Origin of the sequence: Vibrio sinus (genome assembly GCF_023634645.1) — a bacterium.
GTDB classification, from domain to species: Bacteria; Pseudomonadota; Gammaproteobacteria; order Enterobacterales; family Vibrionaceae; genus Vibrio; species Vibrio sinus.
This window is the reverse complement of the sequence record NZ_JAMKMR010000013.1, coordinates 59,074-77,487: the sequence shown is the minus strand read 5'-3', so window position 1 is coordinate 77,487 and position 18,414 is coordinate 59,074. Positions and strand designations below refer to the sequence as shown.

At 44.2% G+C, this 18,414-nt stretch carries 18 protein-coding genes; 8 read left to right on the top strand and 10 right to left on the bottom strand.

Annotation, left to right across the window (positions count from 1 at the left end):
• Nucleotides 1-32: 32 nt before the first annotated feature.
• The 4 genes from M9194_RS14225 to sdhC are packed head-to-tail and all read right to left on the bottom strand — an operon-like array spanning nt 33 to nt 3,259.
• A complete protein-coding gene (locus M9194_RS14225; RefSeq protein WP_250613346.1) occupies nt 33-743 on the bottom strand; it encodes a succinate dehydrogenase iron-sulfur subunit in 711 nt (236 codons plus the stop codon).
• Nucleotides 744-758: 15 nt separating this feature from the next.
• Nucleotides 759-2,525 carry a succinate dehydrogenase flavoprotein subunit gene (gene sdhA, locus M9194_RS14220; protein ID WP_250613345.1) on the bottom strand — a complete coding sequence of 589 codons (1,767 nt, stop codon included), beginning with the start codon at nt 2,523-2,525 and terminating at the stop codon, nt 759-761.
• Entirely contained in the window at nt 2,526-2,873 is a 348-nt protein-coding gene (sdhD, locus tag M9194_RS14215; RefSeq protein WP_250613344.1) for a succinate dehydrogenase, hydrophobic membrane anchor protein, read from the bottom strand.
• Nucleotides 2,867-3,259, bottom strand: a complete 393-nt coding sequence (gene sdhC, locus M9194_RS14210; protein ID WP_250613343.1) for a succinate dehydrogenase cytochrome b556 subunit — start codon at nt 3,257-3,259, stop codon at nt 2,867-2,869. The genes sdhD and sdhC overlap by 7 nt, the downstream gene beginning before the upstream one ends.
• 399 nt (nt 3,260-3,658) lie before the next feature.
• Between sdhC and M9194_RS14205 the strand changes: the two genes are divergently transcribed.
• Nucleotides 3,659-4,948: a citrate synthase gene (locus M9194_RS14205; RefSeq protein WP_250613342.1), complete on the top strand. Its 1,290-nt coding sequence runs from the start codon at nt 3,659-3,661 to the stop codon at nt 4,946-4,948.
• A 48-nt stretch (nt 4,949-4,996) separates the two neighbouring features.
• Here M9194_RS14205 and M9194_RS14200 read toward each other — a convergent pair whose 3' ends face one another.
• Nucleotides 4,997-5,755 carry a Nif3-like dinuclear metal center hexameric protein gene (locus M9194_RS14200; RefSeq protein ID WP_250613341.1) on the bottom strand — a complete coding sequence of 253 codons (759 nt, stop codon included), beginning with the start codon at nt 5,753-5,755 and terminating at the stop codon, nt 4,997-4,999.
• 149 nt (nt 5,756-5,904) lie between these two features.
• Here M9194_RS14200 and M9194_RS14195 point away from each other — a divergent pair, with 149 nt between their 5' ends.
• A complete protein-coding gene (locus M9194_RS14195; protein ID WP_250613340.1) occupies nt 5,905-6,666 on the top strand; it encodes a DUF1853 family protein in 762 nt (253 codons plus the stop codon).
• A gap of 70 nt (nt 6,667-6,736) precedes the next feature.
• On the opposite strand, the gene pgm is transcribed toward M9194_RS14195, so the two are convergent.
• Both pgm and seqA read right to left on the bottom strand, forming a co-directional pair.
• Nucleotides 6,737-8,383 (bottom strand): phosphoglucomutase (alpha-D-glucose-1,6-bisphosphate-dependent), encoded by a 1,647-nt coding sequence (gene pgm, locus M9194_RS14190; protein WP_250613339.1) that lies wholly within the window; start codon nt 8,381-8,383, stop codon nt 6,737-6,739.
• Between the two features lie 80 nt (nt 8,384-8,463).
• Nucleotides 8,464-9,012 carry a replication initiation negative regulator SeqA gene (seqA, locus tag M9194_RS14185; RefSeq protein ID WP_250613338.1) on the bottom strand — a complete coding sequence of 183 codons (549 nt, stop codon included), beginning with the start codon at nt 9,010-9,012 and terminating at the stop codon, nt 8,464-8,466.
• 92 nt (nt 9,013-9,104) lie between these two features.
• Between seqA and M9194_RS14180 the strand changes: the two genes are divergently transcribed.
• From M9194_RS14180 to fldA, 3 genes are all read left to right on the top strand, one after another.
• Entirely contained in the window at nt 9,105-9,875 is a 771-nt protein-coding gene (locus M9194_RS14180; protein WP_250613337.1) for an alpha/beta fold hydrolase, read from the top strand.
• Nucleotides 9,876-9,956: 81 nt separating this feature from the next.
• On the top strand, nt 9,957-10,175 hold the full coding sequence (locus tag M9194_RS14175) for a DUF2788 domain-containing protein (protein WP_250613336.1): 219 nt from the start codon (nt 9,957-9,959) through the stop codon (nt 10,173-10,175).
• Nucleotides 10,176-10,224: 49 nt separating this feature from the next.
• Nucleotides 10,225-10,758 (top strand): flavodoxin FldA, encoded by a 534-nt coding sequence (fldA, locus tag M9194_RS14170; protein ID WP_250613335.1) that lies wholly within the window; start codon nt 10,225-10,227, stop codon nt 10,756-10,758.
• A gap of 76 nt (nt 10,759-10,834) precedes the next feature.
• On the opposite strand, the gene M9194_RS14165 is transcribed toward fldA, so the two are convergent.
• Nucleotides 10,835-11,314, bottom strand: a complete 480-nt coding sequence (locus M9194_RS14165) for a DUF4442 domain-containing protein (protein ID WP_250613414.1) — start codon at nt 11,312-11,314, stop codon at nt 10,835-10,837.
• 207 nt (nt 11,315-11,521) lie between these two features.
• Here M9194_RS14165 and fcrX point away from each other — a divergent pair, with 207 nt between their 5' ends.
• A complete protein-coding gene (gene fcrX, locus M9194_RS14160) occupies nt 11,522-11,971 on the top strand; it encodes a ferric iron uptake transcriptional regulator FcrX (RefSeq protein WP_250613334.1) in 450 nt (149 codons plus the stop codon).
• 87 nt (nt 11,972-12,058) lie between these two features.
• Here fcrX and glnS read toward each other — a convergent pair whose 3' ends face one another.
• Together glnS and nagE are read right to left on the bottom strand one after the other, a co-directional pair.
• Nucleotides 12,059-13,729 (bottom strand): glutamine--tRNA ligase, encoded by a 1,671-nt coding sequence (glnS, locus tag M9194_RS14155; RefSeq protein WP_250613333.1) that lies wholly within the window; start codon nt 13,727-13,729, stop codon nt 12,059-12,061.
• A gap of 232 nt (nt 13,730-13,961) precedes the next feature.
• Complete coding sequence (gene nagE / locus M9194_RS14150; RefSeq protein ID WP_250613332.1) at nt 13,962-15,521, bottom strand: N-acetylglucosamine-specific PTS transporter subunit IIBC; 1,560 nt, start codon at nt 15,519-15,521, stop codon at nt 13,962-13,964.
• A 371-nt stretch (nt 15,522-15,892) separates the two neighbouring features.
• On the opposite strand from nagE, the gene nagA reads away from it, so the two are divergent.
• Nucleotides 15,893-17,029 carry an N-acetylglucosamine-6-phosphate deacetylase gene (gene nagA, locus M9194_RS14145; RefSeq protein ID WP_250613331.1) on the top strand — a complete coding sequence of 379 codons (1,137 nt, stop codon included), beginning with the start codon at nt 15,893-15,895 and terminating at the stop codon, nt 17,027-17,029.
• A gap of 2 nt (nt 17,030-17,031) precedes the next feature.
• Nucleotides 17,032-18,246, top strand: a complete 1,215-nt coding sequence (gene nagC / locus M9194_RS14140; RefSeq protein WP_250613330.1) for a DNA-binding transcriptional regulator NagC — start codon at nt 17,032-17,034, stop codon at nt 18,244-18,246.
• Nucleotides 18,247-18,414: the final 168 nt, after the last annotated feature.

The window sequence follows — 18,414 nt, the reverse complement described above, 5'->3', positions numbered from 1 at the left end:
CAACCTCAATGAGGTTGGCCTTTGATTTTTCATTATACTGAACGATTCACTAACATCGACTTGATGTGGCCAATCGCTTTTGTCGGGTTTAACCCTTTAGGACAAACACTTACACAGTTCATGATTCCGTGGCAACGGAACACACTGAATGCGTCATCCAGATTAGACAGACGTTCTTCAGTTGCGCTATCGCGACTATCAATAAGCCAACGATAAGCAGCCAGCAGGCCAGCAGGGCCAATGAACTTGTCTGGGTTCCACCAAAAAGATGGACAGGATGTTGAGCAACACGCGCACATGATACACTCATAAAGCCCATCTAAATGCGCGCGATCTTCTGGAGCCTGAAGATGCTCTCTTGATGGTGGTAATTTACCGTCAGAGATTAAAAACGGCTTCACTTTTGCGTAGTTATCATAGAATTGCGTCATATCTACGATAAGGTCGCGAACCACAGGCAGACCAGGAAGTGGACGGATAACAATCTTTCCACCTTTAAGTGCTGATAGTGGCGTGATACAGGCCAAACCGTTTTTACCATTCATGTTGACACCGTCAGAGCCACAAACCCCTTCACGGCATGAACGACGGAATGAGATCGTTGGATCTTGCTCTTTCAAAAGAATCAGCGCATCCAACAGCATCATGTCAGAGCCTTCATCCACTTCCAGAGTGTAATCCTTCATATAAGGCTTTTTGTCAACATCTGGATTGTATCTGTACAAAGAGAAGTTAAGTTTCATTGTTTATCGCCTCCCTTAGTAAGTACGTATTTTGGGTGGAAATGCTTCGCGATGAACTGGTGCCATATTGACATCACGCTTAGTCATTTGTTCAGTTTCAGGGTTGTATATGGAGTGACACAACCAATTCGCATCATCACGCTCTGGGAAATCAAAGCGAGCATGTGCGCCACGGCTTTCTGTACGGTAGTTAGCCGCGACAGCAGTGGAGTATGCCGTTTCCATAAGGTTGTCTAACTCTAAACACTCAACTCGTTGAGTATTAAACTCAGAAGATTTATCTGACAAGTGAGCATCTTTGAGTCGCTCACGAATCGCTTTAAGCTCTTCAAGCCCAGTTGCCATCGCATCACCTTCACGGAATACCGAGAAGCTATGCTGCATGCAGCTTTGCAAATCTTTTCTGATCTGGACTGGATCTTCGCCGCCTGTACTGTTTTCCCAACGCATAGTACGAGCAAGAGAGGCTTCAATATCCGATTCCGTCGCTGGGCGTGCTTCTGCTTGAGCGTCAAGCGTATCACCAAGGTGTAGACCAGTTGCTCGACCAAATACAACAAGGTCAAGTAGTGAGTTACCACCTAGTCGGTTCGCGCCATGCACCGATACAGAAGCGATTTCACCACAAGCAAACAGGCCTTGAACTTCTACATCATTACCCGATGCATCTTGTTTCACCGCTTGGCCAGAGACCTGAGTTGGTACACCACCCATCATGTAGTGACAGGTAGGGATAACAGGAATCGGTTCTTTGATTGGGTCTACGTGTGCAAAGGTTCTTGAAAGCTCAAGGATTCCTGGCAATCGAGATTCTAGGACATCTTTACCTAAGTGATCTAACTTAAGTTTAATGTGTGGTCCCCAAGGGCCATCGCAACCGCGACCTTCGCGGATCTCTATCATCATTGAACGAGCAACCACATCACGGCCAGCTAGATCTTTCGCGTTTGGTGCATAACGTTCCATGAAACGTTCGCCATCTTTGTTCAGTAGATAGCCACCTTCACCCCGACAACCCTCTGTAACTAGAACACCAGCTCCAGCAATACCTGTTGGGTGGAATTGCCACATTTCCATGTCTTGCATTGGTACACCAGCACGTAATGCCATACCAACACCGTCACCAGTATTGATGTGTGCATTCGTTGTAGAAGCGTAAATTCGACCAGCACCACCCGTCGCAAGAACCGTTGCTTTCGACTTGAAGTAGCACATCTCACCGGTTTCCATACAAATTGCAGTACAACCTAAGATGGCACCATCTTGGTTTTTCACCAAGTCTAGTGCATACCACTCTGAGAAGATGGTCGTTTTATGTTTGATGTTTTGCTGATAAAGGGTATGAAGAAGTGCGTGACCGGTACGGTCGGCAGCCGCAGCAGTACGTGCAGCCTGCTCGCCACCAAACTCTTTAGACTGACCACCAAATGGTCGTTGATAAATCGTACCATTATCGAAACGAGAAAACGGCAAACCCATTTTTTCTAATTCGATAACCGACTCAGGGCCATTTTTACACATGTATTCAATAGCGTTTTGGTCGCCGATATAGTCGGAGCCCTTAACGGTATCGTACATATGCCATTGCCAATTGTCTTTATGGGAATTACCCAAAGCCACCGTGATGCCGCCTTGAGCGGAAACCGTATGAGAACGGGTAGGAAAAACTTTAGATAAAAGTGCGCAGGACAAACCCTGCTCTGAAATCTGTAGTGCGGCGCGCATACCTGCACCACCAGCGCCAATAACAACGGCATCAAACTCGCGAACTGGAATAGTCACTTACACACCCCACAAAATAAACAGACCAGAAAATACATAACCAATTAATACTGCGATGACAGCAAGTTGCAGCAGACCACGAAGTTTAGAGCACTTCACGTAATCTGTGAGCACTTGCCACAGGCCAATCCACGCATGGATAAGAACTGACACCAACGCTAGCATAGTAAACACTTTGGTGAAGGTCCCACCAAAGAACATTGCCCAAGACTGATACGTGATCTGTCCAGAGAATGCGAAAAAACAGACCAAGTACAGAATGTACAGAGTCATGATGATGGCTGTGCCACGGACTAGGAGAAAATCATGCACTCCGTTACGTCCAAACGTGGAAACATTGTTTACCATACTAAAACCCCCGCCAATACAGATAGAATCACAGTGACAACAAAAGTAACTTTTGCACTTTTTGCACCGCTCTCCAGTTCTTCAAAGTGCCCTAAGTCCATGAGTAGATGGCGAATACCGCCAACAACATGGTATGACAAGGCCGTCAAAATTGCCCACAAGATAAACTTAACGAAGAAACCGTTAACTATGTGGTAAGCTTCTAAGAAGCCAAACGGCGATGATAGGGATACGGATAATAACCAGAGAAGAATTCCGACAGCGACAAAAGTAATCACACCAGAGATTCGGTGCAATATTGATGCTATTGCTGTTATCGGAAAGTGGATGGTCTGTAAATCGAGATTAACAGGTCTTGACTTTCTTTCTTTCATGGGCTTGCTCACTCAGCTCCATTATGCATTTATAGTTATAGAACGATTTTCTAAGGAAAACCTACAAAAAGTTAACTTTATTGTCACAAAAAAGCATCATTTTGGTGCATTTCAATGTGTTATTTTACGTTAACTATCGAAACTAGATTAACTTGCTTCGCAATACAGTCTAGCCCCGAATTCAAAAGGTTTCCTCAAAAAATTTTAGCGCCACTATACGGCTCGCGATATTCTAATACAATAAGTGCACTGGATTTTGCTACACAGGGCAGGTTTTTGACTATACATGTGCAAAAAACCCCTACAAGTGCACACAAAAGACGACTGTTATTGACATTGCTAGCGAACAGACGTAAAAAATTGGCACATAAACATCCTGACCGGATACAATAAATAAATAGGAGATTGGTTATGGCAGATAAGAAAGCGACCCTTCAAGTCGAAGGTAAAGCGCCAATCGAGCTAGAAATTATGGATGGGACTCTTGGTCCTGAAGTAATTGACGTTCGAAAACTGGGAGCAAGTGGTTATTTCACTTTTGACCCAGGATTTCTTGCCACTGCATCTTGTGAATCTCAAATCACTTATATCGATGGCGGCGCGGGTGTACTTCTACACCGTGGCTACGCAATCGAACAATTGGCGAACAACGCTGATTATTTAGAAGTCTGTTATATCTTGCTCTATGGCGAAGCACCAGGACGTGAACAATACGAAGAGTTCAAAAAGACGATTTCTCGTCACACTATGGTGCATGAACAAATCGCAAGTTTCTTCCACGGCTTCCGCCGTGACGCGCACCCAATGGCGGTTATGTGTGGTGTGGTTGGCGCTCTCGCTGCCTTCTATCACGATTCTCTAGACGTACACAACGACGAACACCGTGAAATTGCGGCGTACCGTCTGATTTCAAAAATGCCAACATTGGCAGGCATGTGTTACAAGTACTCGATAGGCCAACCATTTATCTATCCTCGTAACGATCTAAGCTACGCTGAAAACTTCCTTCACATGATGTTTGCTAACCCATGTGAAGAGTACGAAGTGAACCCAGTTGTCGCTCGTGCAATGGATAAGATATTCACATTGCATGCTGATCATGAGCAAAATGCGTCTACGTCTACCGTTCGTCTTGCTGGTTCTTCTGGCGCTAACCCGTTTGCATGTATTGCAGCAGGCATTGCCTCTCTATGGGGACCTGCGCACGGTGGTGCTAACGAAGCATGTCTGAAAATGCTAGAAGAAATCGGCTCAGTCGATAACATTCCTGAGTACATCGACAGAGCGAAAGACAAAGATGACCCATTCCGTCTAATGGGCTTTGGTCACCGCGTTTACAAAAACTACGACCCACGTGCGACCGTCATGCGTGAAGCATGTCATGAAGTGTTAAAAGAGCTTAACATTAAAGATCCACTATTGGATGTCGCAATGGAGCTTGAGCGCATCGCCGTTTCTGATGAGTACTTTGTCGACAAGAAGCTTTATCCAAATGTGGACTTCTATTCAGGCATCATCTTAAAAGCTATCGGTATCCCAGTGTCGATGTTCACCGTAATCTTTGCGATGTCTCGTACTGTCGGATGGATTGCTCACTGGAACGAAATGCACAGCGACCCAACAAACCGTATTGGCCGTCCTCGCCAGCTTTATACTGGTCTGAAAAAGCGTGACTTTACGCCGATTCACGAACGCGGTTAATTCATAACCAGAAGGGGCTTGATTTGATCAAGCCCTTTTTTCATCTCGCTACACTGGATTATCGATGTCGATAAATTCAACATCCAAACCATGTTGCTCTGACAACCACTCCCCAAGCGCCTTTATTCCATATCTTTCGGTGGCATGATGACCAGCCGCGAAATAGTGGATATTCTGCTCTCGTGCAGAGTAGGTAGTACGCTCAGAGATCTCCCCCGACAGATAGGCATCTAGGCCAAACTTGGCAGCAAGGTCGATATAGTCTTGCCCTCCTCCAGTACACCAGCCTATGGTTGAGATTTTTGTGTTTTGTGCGCATGGTGCAATATGTAAAGGAGTGCGATCGAGGACTTGAGAGATCAAGTTAGCCAACTCTTTTCCAGACATCGGAGTTTCTAATTCACCATACATGGCCACCGATTGCGCATGGCCTTCTAAGCCGCCAAGCACTTTAATCCCTAGCAACTTGGCCAGCTGAGCGTTATTACCTAGCTCGGGATGTATATCTAACGGTAAGTGATAACCAAAAAGGTTGATATCATTTTTAATTAAGCTGCGGATCCTTTGTCCCTTCATTCCTCGTATTGGCTCAGGCTCACCTCGCCAGAAGTACCCATGATGGACAAGAATGGCATCTGCTTTTTTTTCTATTGCCGCTTCGATAAGTGCTTGTGAAGCCGTCACGCCCGTGATGATCTTTTGTATTTCTTGCTTTCCCTCAACTTGTAACCCATTTGGGGCATAGTCTTTTATCAACTGAGGAGACAGTTTTTCGTTTAATATTGTCTCTAATTGTATATTATTCATTTCATTAGCCTTTATACTTGGGTAATACCAGCGAAGCGTTGAGTTGTTTATAACAATTTAAGGCCAGAATGTCGAAACACTCTACATTCAAGTCGAATAGACATAAGCTACCTACTAACAAGCATATTACTTGCAAAGATTATCAATCAATGACACCACTTACTCGAATCGCCCAGTGGGTACAAAATACACCAAGCTTGTTCAAACACAATGCTCCGGTATGGCAGGCGAGCCCCGTTCAAAATGTTCAGATGGATTGGCCTGAGTCATATCAAGGTAATCCGCGACTTGGGTTTGTCTACCAATACATATTTAGCCAACTGTTTTCACAAGCCAATAATTACCAATTGCTAGCAGAAGAAATTCAACTTAATCAAAATGGCAAAACACTTGGCGCTATCGACTTTATTGTTAACAACTTAGCACTAAACCAAGTGGAACATTGGGAAATCGCGATTAAGTTTTACTTACTGCACGAGGAACGCTGGTATGGCCCCAGCGCCCATGATAGGTTGGATTTGAAACTGGCTAGAATGCTTGAACATCAGTTGAATATGTCAACATCTGATGCATTTCAACAAGCCTATCCACAGTGGGAAAATATTAGCAAACATTTGTTGATGCAAGGACGTCTATACACCAACCCGTTTGCAAACTACCCAATACCTACGACCTGCTTAGCAGAGACCCTATGCCAATCACGAATCAAAGGCTATTGGTGCTACCAACACCAACAACATTTGATTGAAGAGCCGCTGTTCTCGCTAGTAAAACACCAGTGGATTACCGGGTTAGAAACCTTTCAGACTCCAGCAGAACCAGTATCATCATCACATGCTCGCCATTACCAAACAGCGACCGGAACATTTTGGTTTATTGTGCCCGATCATTGGCCCCAAGAAAGCGGGTAAATATGGACGAAATAAAAAAGCAGCGACCGACTTGTCGCTGCTTTTTTACTAACCGGAGCAAAGAATTACATTACAACCCTGCACCTTGAAAGACTTGGTTCACTATATCTTGAGCTTCTGACTCAATTTGCTTTAAGTGCTCACTGCCTTTAAAGCTTTCACAATAGATTTTGTAAACGTCCTCAGTACCTGATGGGCGGGCAGCAAACCAACCAAAATCAGTCGTTACCTTTAATCCACCAATCGCTGCACCATTACCTGGCGCATGAGTCAGCCTTGCAGTGATAGGATCACCGGCCAGTTCCTGTGCCGACACCATATCAGGGCTTAAATTTGCTAAGACTTTTTTCTGCTCACTGTTAGCTACCGCCTGAATTCGATTGTACTGGGATTCTCCATGCTGACTGGCCAGTTCCTCATAATATTGCTGAGGGTTCTTACCCGTCACTGCGGTAATTTCTGCCGCAAGCAAGCACAAAATAATGCCGTCTTTATCGGTTGACCAAGGTGTACCATCTTGACGAAGGAAAGACGCGCCCGCACTCTCTTCTCCACCAAATCCGAAGCGTCCCGAATGTAGCCCATCAACAAACCATTTAAATCCAACGGGGACTTCGCATAACTCTCGGCCAAGTGCCGCGACAACTTTGTCTATCAAAGCGCTAGAAACCAAGGTTTTTCCAACCGCGACTTCTTTTGCCCAGCCTTCTCGATGGCGATATAAATAATCAATACACACTGCTAGAAAATGGTTGGGATTCATTAAACCTTTAGGCGTCACGATACCATGGCGGTCATAGTCCGGGTCGTTACCAAATGCCAAATCATATTCATCTTTAAGCGCAAGCAATCCTGCCATGGCATAGGGTGACGAGCAGTCCATTCGGATTGCACCATCTTTGTCTAACGACATGAATTGAAATGACGGATCGACAGCATCATTAACCAAAGTGAGGTTTAAGTGATATACCTGAGCGATTTTCTTCCAATATTCAATGCCACTGCCACCAAGCGGGTCTACGCCAATATTTAAGTTCGCACCCTGTATCGCTTCCATATCCACAACGTTGACTAGATCTTCAACATAAGGCGAAACAAGATCCATTTCTTGGTAAAGTGGTGAAGATTTAGCTTGCTCGACACTGACGCGCTTCACACCCTGCAGGCCCTCTGCAATAAGAATATTCGCTCTGTCTTCGATTCGCTTTGTCAAAGCGCCTTCAGCAGGCCCACCGTGAGGAGGGTTGTACTTGATCCCACCATCTTGCGGAGGATTGTGAGATGGAGTAATCACTAAACCATCCGCTTTTTCGTCATGCTTAAGGTTATGAGTCAAAATGGCATGAGAAATCCCAGGAGTGGGTGTATAGCCATTATCCTCTTGAGCCACAACCTGTACCCCATTCGCAATCAAAACCTGAACAACACTATTAAAAGCAGGTTCGGATAAAGCGTGAGTATCTTTACCAACAAATAAAGGCCCCGTGGCACCATGCTCAGCACGCACTTCCGCGACCGATTGAGCAATTGCCAAAATATGGTGCTCGTTAAAGGTATGCTTGTCAGCGCAACCTCGATGGCCAGAAGTCCCGAACTGAACGCGTTGCTCTGGTGCATTGGCAGAAGGTTGTAGCAGATAGTAATTGGAGACTAAGGATGGGATGTTGTAGAGGTCTTGCTGCTGGGCTTTCTGCCCCGCTCTAGGATGAATAGCCATACTGAAATCCTTAAATATCTTCGAAAAATAAAAGCCCCATCTGCTTTATTGGAGAGGCGATGAGGCTATTTTATTTTGACTTAAATTGAGTTGGTGACTTTTTCTATTAAATCTGACGAAAAGTTCATCCTCACCATGAGTTGTTCGACCATTTGTCTTTTGCGGCTGGTATTGTTATTGGTGATGACCCAAAAAGGAGTGTTTGGTATCGCTTTAGGCTTAGTCGTGTTGCCATTTGCTAACAATGTCTTTTCGTTATCAGCGAAGTAGACCCTTTTCCGCCCTTTTACCTGACTCGCTTCTGAAAAGCTGCTTGCGTCAATGCGATAAAGGGTTGAGAGGACAAGCATAAATCTATCAATGGCTTTTTTTAAACCGGCAAATTCATCAGATATCAATAGCGAGCGCATTTCTTTCACGCCGTCTAGTGCACTGTCTTTTACGATATCTTTACTGACGACAATTCCTTTGTCAGCCATTCCTGCTTTGAGCAAAGAACCACCAGCACTTGTATTATTTGATTCTACTTTAAGCAGGCGACGCAATATATCGGACGCACTTTCACCTATGTGCTGCGTCTGGCCAGCGATGTAGCGGTATAGATCCTCATCAACCTCAATTGTTTTCATTCGCTTTTCACAATCTCAATGTTTAAACTCTGTAAGATTATAACGAGATCTTGTCAGATACTCTACGTTAAACCAGTCACGAATAAAATAAAATGTCACAGCTGCTCAACTACAAATTAGAAGGGGCGGGTCATACCCTCGTATTGATCCATGGCCTATTTGGTAATTTAGACAACCTAGGTTTGCTCGCACGAGAACTAAAGACACAATATCAAGTTCTTAGTGTAGACGTAAGAAACCACGGACGATCTTTCCACAGTGAAGAACATAACTATGCTGCGATGGCGCAAGATGTCAAAAATGTGCTTGATGAGTTAAATATTACCTCTTGTAGCTTAGTTGGTCACTCGATGGGTGGAAAAGTCGCCATAAAACTTGCCGATATTGCACGCCAACAAGTCAAACAGCTGGCGGTGCTAGATATGGCCCCTGTTGCCTACACTGAACGCCGACATGAGAACGTTCTCGCAGGCTTACATGCGGTAATGGAAAACGAGCCGCAATCTCGAAGTGATGCTATGACGCTTCTTGCCCAACATATTGAAATGGAGGGAGTTAGGCAATTTTTAAGTAAATCACTTTATAACGATGCGGGCATATTCCGCTGGCGATTTAACGTCCCATCGATTGAACAAAACTATTGGAATATTTTAGGCTGGCAACAAGTAGAACCTATTACTGTCCCGACATTATTGTTAAAAGGGGGAGATTCAGACTATATTGTTGCCGAACACCAGTCTCTCATCCAACAGCAGTTTACCAATGTGAAAGCGCATGTCATTGCCAATACGGGGCATTGGCTGCATGCAGAAAAGCCAAAAGATGTACTTCGCGTACTCAGCAAGTTTCTGCAAAAATCGTAACAAGATTACGCGACACTCGAATTAACTTTAGACTATAACAATGTTATAGTTCGCCCAATTAAATTGGCATAAAGGGATATCATGCTATACGACTACATGAACATTATTGAGTCGATTGGACTTGATCTGCTGTTTGCGTCTATTTTCTTTCTGATTGGAATGGCAATTAAAGACGTATTAAAGCAAGGTAATGTTCCGCCATTCGGGCGTCGTATAGTTTGGCTAGTTCTCTTCCTCGGCTGTACTGGGTTTATTGCAAAAGGCATAATACAGCTCACTTGGGAGGGCACTGGTTTATAGACCCTCTATTCGTCAGCCAGATATAGACAAAATCAAAGGTAAATTCTCTATGGCAAGTGTAGGCATCTTCTTTGGTAGCGATACGGGCAATACTGAAGCTATCGCAAAGATGATTCAAAAACAATTAGGTAAAAGCCTGGTACATGTTCAAGACATCGCGAAAAGTAGTAAAGAAGATATTGAAAACTTCGACTTATTGCTACTTGGCATCCCAACTTGGTATTACGGCGAATCACAATGTGACTGGGATGACTTTTTCCCAGAGCTCGAAAGCATCGACTTTTCAGGCAAACTTGTCGCTATCTTCGGCTGTGGTGACCAAGAAGACTACGCTGAGTATTTCTGTGATGCGATGGGTACGGTTCGTGATATCGTAGAAGCGAAAGGAGCAACCATCCTTGGCCATACATCAACGGACGGCTATGAATTTGAAGCATCAAAAGCGGTTCTTGAAGACGATGACAGCCAGTTCATTGGCCTATGCATTGATGAAGATCGCCAGCCAGAATTGACCGACGAAAGAGTGTCGAACTGGGTTAAGCAGATCCACGAAGAGATGTGCCTTTCAGAGCTAGAAGGCTAACCTCGTAGGTTTGGTTCAACAAAGAATAAGATTCATCCGATGTGTTTCGCCTAGCTTGGATCTTATTCTTATTACCCTACTCTCTAAACGCTGGTTTCTTTCTTACATATAAGACACGCTGCACTTCCGACACCACTTCGTCGCTTTTATCCTTCACACGCACAACAAACTCTGGGAAACATTTCTCACCATTTAAAGTACTCGATAGTATGGTCGATATTTGATCATCGGAAATAATAAAGTCTGCGTATAAGTCGCTGTAGCCCGGTTTAATAAAATTAATACTGGCTTCTTTATCCCATACATAGTACTCCTTACCAAGAATCCCCATCAGCATCAGCGCATAGACAGGATCTGTAAGAGAGAAAATGCTGCCACCATATTGCGCTCTGTTAGCATTCTTATTCCACCACCTGAACTTCAACCGCACACTTACCGAGCGAAAGTCATCGCTAATACTGACGATTTTAATACCCGAACCCCAAAACGGAGGCCATAAATTTAGCACTCTTCTTACAACATTAGGCTTATATACAGAGGCAAGTAACTTGTTCATCATTTCTATCCTAATCACACCAATTACCAACACAATAATGACAAATAATATCTGGTCTAACCACTAGTTTAATAAAAAATTTCGGCATCGAATAAAATTTATTAGTAACCCTTTGAACTTCGTGGTTTATTGTTGTTTGCGACTACAATATAATGATTGAGATACTTGAAAGCTGTTAAATTAAACAGGTCATCAACAGGAAAACATATGTCAGATAACAACCAAGCGTTAAAGGATGCTGGTCTTAAAGTTACCCTACCAAGGCTAAAGATTTTAGAAGTTCTTCAGCAGCCTGAATGCCAACACATTAGTGCTGAGGACCTTTATAAAAAGCTGATTGATATTGGCGAAGAAATTGGCCTTGCTACCGTTTACCGGGTACTCAACCAATTTGATGATGCAGGTATCGTAACTAGACACCATTTTGAAGGCGGTAAGTCAGTTTTCGAACTGTCGACTCAACACCATCATGACCATTTGGTCTGCTTAGATTGTGGAGAAGTGATCGAGTTTTCAGATGACATCATCGAAGAGCGCCAAAAGGAAATAGCGGCTAAATATAACGTTGATTTGACCAACCATAGCTTATATTTGTACGGTAAATGCAGTGATGGAACTTGCAAAGAGAACCCAGACGCGCACAAACTCAAAAAGTAAACGTCTCTATCGAGCCAATTACACGGACAAAAAAACCAGCTTCCTAAAGTAAGCTGGTTTTTTAATAAGCTATTTAGAGTGAACGCTCTAATTGCTTTCGATCTTTGTCCAAGAATCTCTCAGACCAACGGTACGATTAAATACCAAGGCGTCAGGGCTAGCGTCTTTATTATCCAAACAAAAATACCCCGTTCTCTCAAACTGAATACCTTTTTCTGCCTGCGCATCGGCTAAGCTTGGCTCTACGTAACCCTTCATTGTTACCAAAGAATTCGGATTCAGCGTAGAAGCGAAATCATCAGCTGCTGCTGGATTTGGTACAGTAAACAGGCGATCATACAAGCGAATTTCAGCACTCAAGCCTTTGTCAGCAGAGACCCAATGAATCACCCCTTTGACTTTACGCCCATCCGACGGGTTTTTGCCTAACGTTTCTGGATCATAGGTGCAATAAATCGTGGTAATGTCACCCTGGTCGTCTTTTTCAATACGCTCAGCTTTGATCACGTAAGCACCACGTAAACGAACCTCTTTGCCCAAGACTAAGCGTTTGTATTTCTTGTTTGCTTCTTCACGAAAATCATCACGCTCTATCCAAAGCTCGCGCGTAAATGGCACTTCACGCGTGCCCATTTCAGGCTTATTAGGATGATTGGCAATTGTAAGTGTTTCCGTCGTAGACGCATCGAAATTCTCAATAACGACTTTAACAGGGTCTAATACCGCCATAGCGCGAGGGGCATTTTCATTCAAGTCGTCACGGATACATGATTCTAACGAACTGAACTCAATCATGTTCTCTTGCTTAGTCACACCAATACGCTGACAAAATTCTCGAATTGACGCAGGGGTGAAACCGCGGCGACGTAGACCAGAGATCGTCGGCATACGTGGGTCATCCCAGCCTTCCACGAGATTCTCAGTAACGAGCTGGTTGAGCTTACGCTTAGACATCACCGTATACTCAAGGTTTAAACGGCTAAACTCATACTGGTGAGGCTGGCTTTCTATCGATATGTTGTCCAACACCCAATCATACAAGCGACGATTGTCTTGAAACTCCAATGTACACAAAGAGTGAGTAATGTTTTCAAGCGCATCAGAAATACAGTGTGTAAAGTCGTACATTGGGTAAATACACCACTTATCACCCGTTTGATGATGATGAGCAAAGCGCACTCGATACAGTACCGGATCGCGCATCACCATAAACGACGAACCCATATCGATCTTGGCGCGAAGACAAGCTTTGCCCTCTTCGAAGCCACCTGCGCGCATTTTTTCAAACAGTGCTAGGTTTTCTTCGACACTTCTATCACGATAAGGACTAGCTTTACCTGGCTCTTTTAACGTACCACGATACTCTCTGATCTCATCTGGTGTAAGCTCATCAACATAAGCTAGACCTTTGTTAATAAGCTCGACAGCATATCCGTACAGCTTATCGAAGTAATTGGATGAATAACACACTTCACCTGCCCATTCAAAACCAAGCCAGTGAACGTCATGTTTTATAGATTCAACGTATTCGACTTCTTCTTTTTCTGGGTTTGTATCATCAAAGCGCAGGTTGCACTGGCCCTGGTAATCCTGAGCAATACCGAAATTTAAACAAATGGATTTCGCATGCCCAATATGAAGATAGCCGTTTGGTTCCGGCGGGAAACGGGTATGCACGCTAGTATGTTTACCACTCGCTAAATCTTTATCGATTATTTGGCGAATGAAATTCGATGGACGAGCCTCAATCTCACTCATCTATGGCACCTCAAATGTATTCAGTATTGTCAAACCCCTAATGTCGACACATTAGAGAAAATATTATCCTGACCAATGATCCATGATTCTAGGGCGTTACACAATACGATTCGGTGAATTAATAAAATTATTTATGCGAAACGGATGAAAGGCACTCAGTTCTAACATGAAGACGTAAAAAAGCCCCCATAAATAGATGGGGGCTGAATAACAGATAGGAAAGTGAGATGGCTTAACGAGGTAAGGTTACATCGGATAAATCATCACCTGAGCCTATGGCTTTCATTTCGCCAGCAATGATTTCTGCTAGAGGGCCTAAGATGACCTGCAAATTATTCTCACCTAGCTTAACCACGCCCTTCGCACCAAGCTTTTTAAGCACAGTCTCGTTGACAATAGAGCGGTCTTTCAGAGTAAGGCGAAGACGTGTAATACAAGCGTCAATCGAAGTTAAGTTATCTTTACCACCCAGGGCTTTTAGATATTGGCGCGCTAACTCACCGTCACCTTTTTCTTCACCATTGGCATCCTCGTCGTCTTCATCTTCTCGTCCAGGCGTTTTCAAATCCCAGAAGCGAATAGCGAAGTAGAAGATAACGAAATAGATAACACCAAAGGCCAAGCCAACAAATATGAGCTCTAATGGCTTGGTCGCCAGGCCCCAGTTCAATACAAAGTCAATCAAACCTGCAGAGAAGCCAAACCCATCAAGAATGCCGAGGTAATTCGTCACCACCAAAGACAAGCCGGTCAAAATAGCATGAATAACATACAAGCCAGGCGCTAGGAACATGAACATGAATTCGGTTGGCTCGGTGATACCAGTGACGAATGCGGTCAAAGCAACAGAGATAAACAGGCCAGCAACATGCGGGCGACGATGCTTAGGCGCAGCCACATACATGGCTAAAACAGCACCTGGCAAACCGAACATCATGATTGGGAAGAATCCAGTCATGAAGGCACCAGCACTCTTATCACCTGCAAAGAAGCGGTTCAAGTCACCTGTTTTAACAATGTCAGTCACTTTCTCAACCACAGTGGTAATTTCAGGTGTTACCGCATTAGCAAAGTGGAATGTATGCGCCTGACCAACAATTAATTGCTTAGCAACGGCTGGGTCAACACACAACTGGGTAGCGTTGTGCAGAACACCAATCGGTGCGGTAATGATTTCCTGACAAGTGCCTTGCCCAAACCACATGTAAGCGTTCAATACATAGTGAAGCCCGACTGGAATCAATGCTCGGTTAAGGACGCCATAGATAAATTCACCTACGTATCCAGCGTGCACGATACCATGAGCAGCCGCGTTTAATCCGTCTTGTATTGTTGGCCAAATAACACCCGCTATTGCACCAGCAATTAATGCAAATAGACCTGCCATGATAGGCACCAAACGTTTACCTGCAAAAAAGGCTAGCCACTCGGGCAAACGAGTTTTATGGAACGCGTTGTAGCTGTGCCCTGCAATTATCCCGGCGATGATCCCGCCAAAGAAGGACATGTCGATATCTTTGTTGATTGATTTAGTTGTTGCGACTAGTACAAAATATGCCACTGCACCTGCAAGCCCAGCAGCACCAGCTCCATCCTTGGATAGACCAATGGCAATACCCAACCCGAATAGTAACGGTAGGTTGGTAAATATTGCACTACCTGCATCTGCCATAAATGGTATGTTTAGCAAGTCTGGTTGTCCCAAACGTAGTAGAAGCGCTGCAACTGGTAATGTTGCGATAGGAAGCATCAATGCTTTACCTAATTTTTGCGCATACCCGAGAATATTCACCTCAAGTTCCCCCCATAGGATTTTCTAATAGTTGGCCGAAGCACTTATTTTGATGCCTCAATTTAGTCCAAATAAGTGTATGGCGATAAATTTGTATCGCAAATCAAACCCCTCACTTATGTGATAAAAGTCACTCAAAAATGATAAATCTATTGATTTACTCTGGATGAAAAGCAAAACTTATTTTACAATAAAAATTATCAAGCTGATGGTTAAGTTTAAGCTGATAAAGTGAGTAATATCTTGGCTAGTTTTTACCGTAAAGATCTCATAAATACTTGGCCTTTCACCATAAAATTAATAACTTAGACAAATAATTCATCGTGCTAATTAACTTTTTAAACCGATATTTTTTTAAGGATTAGCTGGCAATGTACGCGCTAACAAACTGCAATATTTACACAGGCAGAGATGTACTCAGAGAACATGCAGTCATCATCGATGGTGATATGATTAGTGACATCTGCGCTTCTGCTGACGTGCCTCAAGATATGAACTCTATTGACCTTGAAGGTGCGAATCTGAGCCCAGGGTTTATTGATTTGCAATTGAACGGCTGTGGTGGCGTCATGTTCAATGATGATATTTCGATTGGTACTATCCACACCATGCACCAAGCCAATTTACGCTCAGGTTGCACAAGCTTTTTACCCACCTTAATTACCACATCCGATCAGGATATGAACAAGGCTATTGAGGTGACCCGTCAGTACCAACAACAATATAAAAACCACTCACTCGGGCTCCATTTAGAAGGCCCTTACTTGAACCCCAAAAAAAATGGCATTCACAGTCTTGATTATATTCGTCATCCAGCGGATCAAAGGGTTAACTATCTGTGTGACAACGCCGATGTGATTAAAAAAGTCACCTTGGCTCCTGAATGCAATGAAAGTCGCCATATTGAGCAATTAAAAAACGCTGGCATTGTGGTATCCATCGGCCACACCAATGCGACTTATGCTCAAGCTAGAAAAGGATTTGAAGCGGGGATTTCTTTTGCCACTCACCTATTCAATGCCATGACCTCAATTACTGGCCGTGATCCGGGGGCTGTCGGAGCTATTTACGACACATCTGATGTTTATGCTGGAATCATCGCAGATGGACACCATGTGGATTACGCTAATATTCGCATTGCCCATAAACTAAAAGGTGAAAAGTTGGTACTCGTGACCGACGCAACCGCGCCTGCGGGTGCCGACATCGACCATTTTATTTTTGTCGGTAAGAAAGTCTATTACCGTAATGGTATGTGCGTTGACGAAAATGATACACTAGGCGGCTCAGCGCTAACGATGATAGAAGCTGTTAGAAATACAGTTGAGCATGTTGGGATCGCTTTGGATGAAGCACTTAGGATGGCAACGTTATATCCAGCAACCGCAATTGGGGTTCAAGACTCTCTTGGGCGAATTCGAAAAGGTATGACGGCCAACCTGACCGTGTTTGACAGCAGTTATCAAATCCAAGCGGCAATAGTTAACGGGAAATACGAGCAAATATAAGAATGAATGGCGGACAAATTGGTAACGTAGACTTAGTGAAGCAACTCAATAGTGCAGCAGTTTATCGACTGATCGATCAACAAGGGCCTATTTCTAGAATTCAAGTTGCTGACATCAGTCAGCTGGCACCCGCTAGTGTCACCAAAATAACCCGCCAACTGCTTGAACGCGGGCTAATAAAAGAAGTCGCGCAGCAAGCCTCTACCGGTGGCCGCCGCGCTATTTCGTTAAAAACCGAAGTAGAGCCTTTTCATTCTCTCGCTATTCGTTTGGGCCGCGACTATATCCAATTTAGCTTGTATGACCTAGCGGGTCGTGAATTAGCTTCAACGAACAACGAGTTTTTCTACACCACTCAAGAAGAGCTCACAGAGGGGGTTATTCACCAAACCTCCTATTTTCTGAAGAACCACAAGTACACGATTAAACAACTGATCGCCATTGGCATCATCTTACCTGGCTTGGTGAACCCTGAAACCGGTATCGTTGACTACATGCCGGGCATCAAAGTGGAGAAGCTGGAGTTAGGTAAGCTACTTAAAAATCAATTTGAAGTTCCGTGTTTTGTCGGTAACGACGTTCGCGGGATGGCACTCGCAGAGCATTACTTTGGTGCTAGCCAAGACTGCCAAGATTCTATTTTAGTCAGTGTCCATCGTGGCACGGGCTCAGGAATCATCGTTAACGGCCAGGTATTTCTTGGGCATAACCGAAATGTTGGTGAAATCGGCCATATCCAAATTGATCCCCTAGGTGAACAATGTCAATGCGGGAACTTTGGCTGCTTAGAAACCATTGCTGCCAACCCTGCAATCGTCAAACGAGTCAGGCAGCTCGTCGCTCAAGGCTACGAATCGAGCCTTTGCGACCTGCCACAAATTACCATCAAGGATGTCTGCGCACATGCAAATAAGGGTGATGAGCTTGCCAGACAAAGTTTAATTCGAGTTGGTAATCAACTTGGTAAAGCCATTGCGATCACGGTGAATTTGTTCAACCCGCAGAAAATCATTATCGCGGGCGACATCACGCAGTGCAAAGACATTGTTTTTCCGGCGATTCAGCGAAACGTAGAAAACCAGTCACTCAAAACCTTCCATAACCATTTGCCTATTGTCGCCTCTGAGCTCAACCACCAGCCTTCCATGGGCGCATTTGCTATGATTAAGCGCGCGATGTTAAATGGCGTTTTGCTACAAAAACTGTTAGAAAGCTAACACCTAACTCATCGCCCCACCCAGCTCTGGGTGGGTCTTGCTATTTCTACCACTGGGTGATTTATCTACTCTCTATGTCTCCCATAGATGGCCCAACAGTGCTAGCATATGCGGGCAGAATCAACGACTTCCAGATTACTTCGGCTTTGGGGCACTGAGCTGCACCGA

Bases quoted from the DNA above. Each gene is read 5' to 3' on its own strand.
- nagA (WP_250613331.1), top strand. From the start codon at position 15,893: ATGTACGCGCTAACAAACTGCAATATTTACACAGGCAGAGATGTACTC.
- sdhD (WP_250613344.1), bottom strand. From the start codon at position 2,873: ATGGTAAACAATGTTTCCACGTTTGGACGTAACGGAGTGCATGATTTT.
- seqA (WP_250613338.1), bottom strand. From the start codon at position 9,012: ATGAAAACAATTGAGGTTGATGAGGATCTATACCGCTACATCGCTGGC.
- fldA (WP_250613335.1), top strand. From the start codon at position 10,225: ATGGCAAGTGTAGGCATCTTCTTTGGTAGCGATACGGGCAATACTGAA.
- M9194_RS14165 (WP_250613414.1), bottom strand. From the start codon at position 11,314: ATGAACAAGTTACTTGCCTCTGTATATAAGCCTAATGTTGTAAGAAGA.
- M9194_RS14200 (WP_250613341.1), bottom strand. From the start codon at position 5,755: ATGAATAATATACAATTAGAGACAATATTAAACGAAAAACTGTCTCCT.
- M9194_RS14205 (WP_250613342.1), top strand. From the start codon at position 3,659: ATGGCAGATAAGAAAGCGACCCTTCAAGTCGAAGGTAAAGCGCCAATC.
- pgm (WP_250613339.1), bottom strand. From the start codon at position 8,383: ATGGCTATTCATCCTAGAGCGGGGCAGAAAGCCCAGCAGCAAGACCTC.
- M9194_RS14225 (WP_250613346.1), bottom strand. From the start codon at position 743: ATGAAACTTAACTTCTCTTTGTACAGATACAATCCAGATGTTGACAAA.
- M9194_RS14180 (WP_250613337.1), top strand. From the start codon at position 9,105: ATGTCACAGCTGCTCAACTACAAATTAGAAGGGGCGGGTCATACCCTC.
- fcrX (WP_250613334.1), top strand. From the start codon at position 11,522: ATGTCAGATAACAACCAAGCGTTAAAGGATGCTGGTCTTAAAGTTACC.
- M9194_RS14175 (WP_250613336.1), top strand. From the start codon at position 9,957: ATGCTATACGACTACATGAACATTATTGAGTCGATTGGACTTGATCTG.
- glnS (WP_250613333.1), bottom strand. From the start codon at position 13,729: ATGAGTGAGATTGAGGCTCGTCCATCGAATTTCATTCGCCAAATAATC.
- nagC (WP_250613330.1), top strand. From the start codon at position 17,032: ATGAATGGCGGACAAATTGGTAACGTAGACTTAGTGAAGCAACTCAAT.
- M9194_RS14195 (WP_250613340.1), top strand. From the start codon at position 5,905: ATGACACCACTTACTCGAATCGCCCAGTGGGTACAAAATACACCAAGC.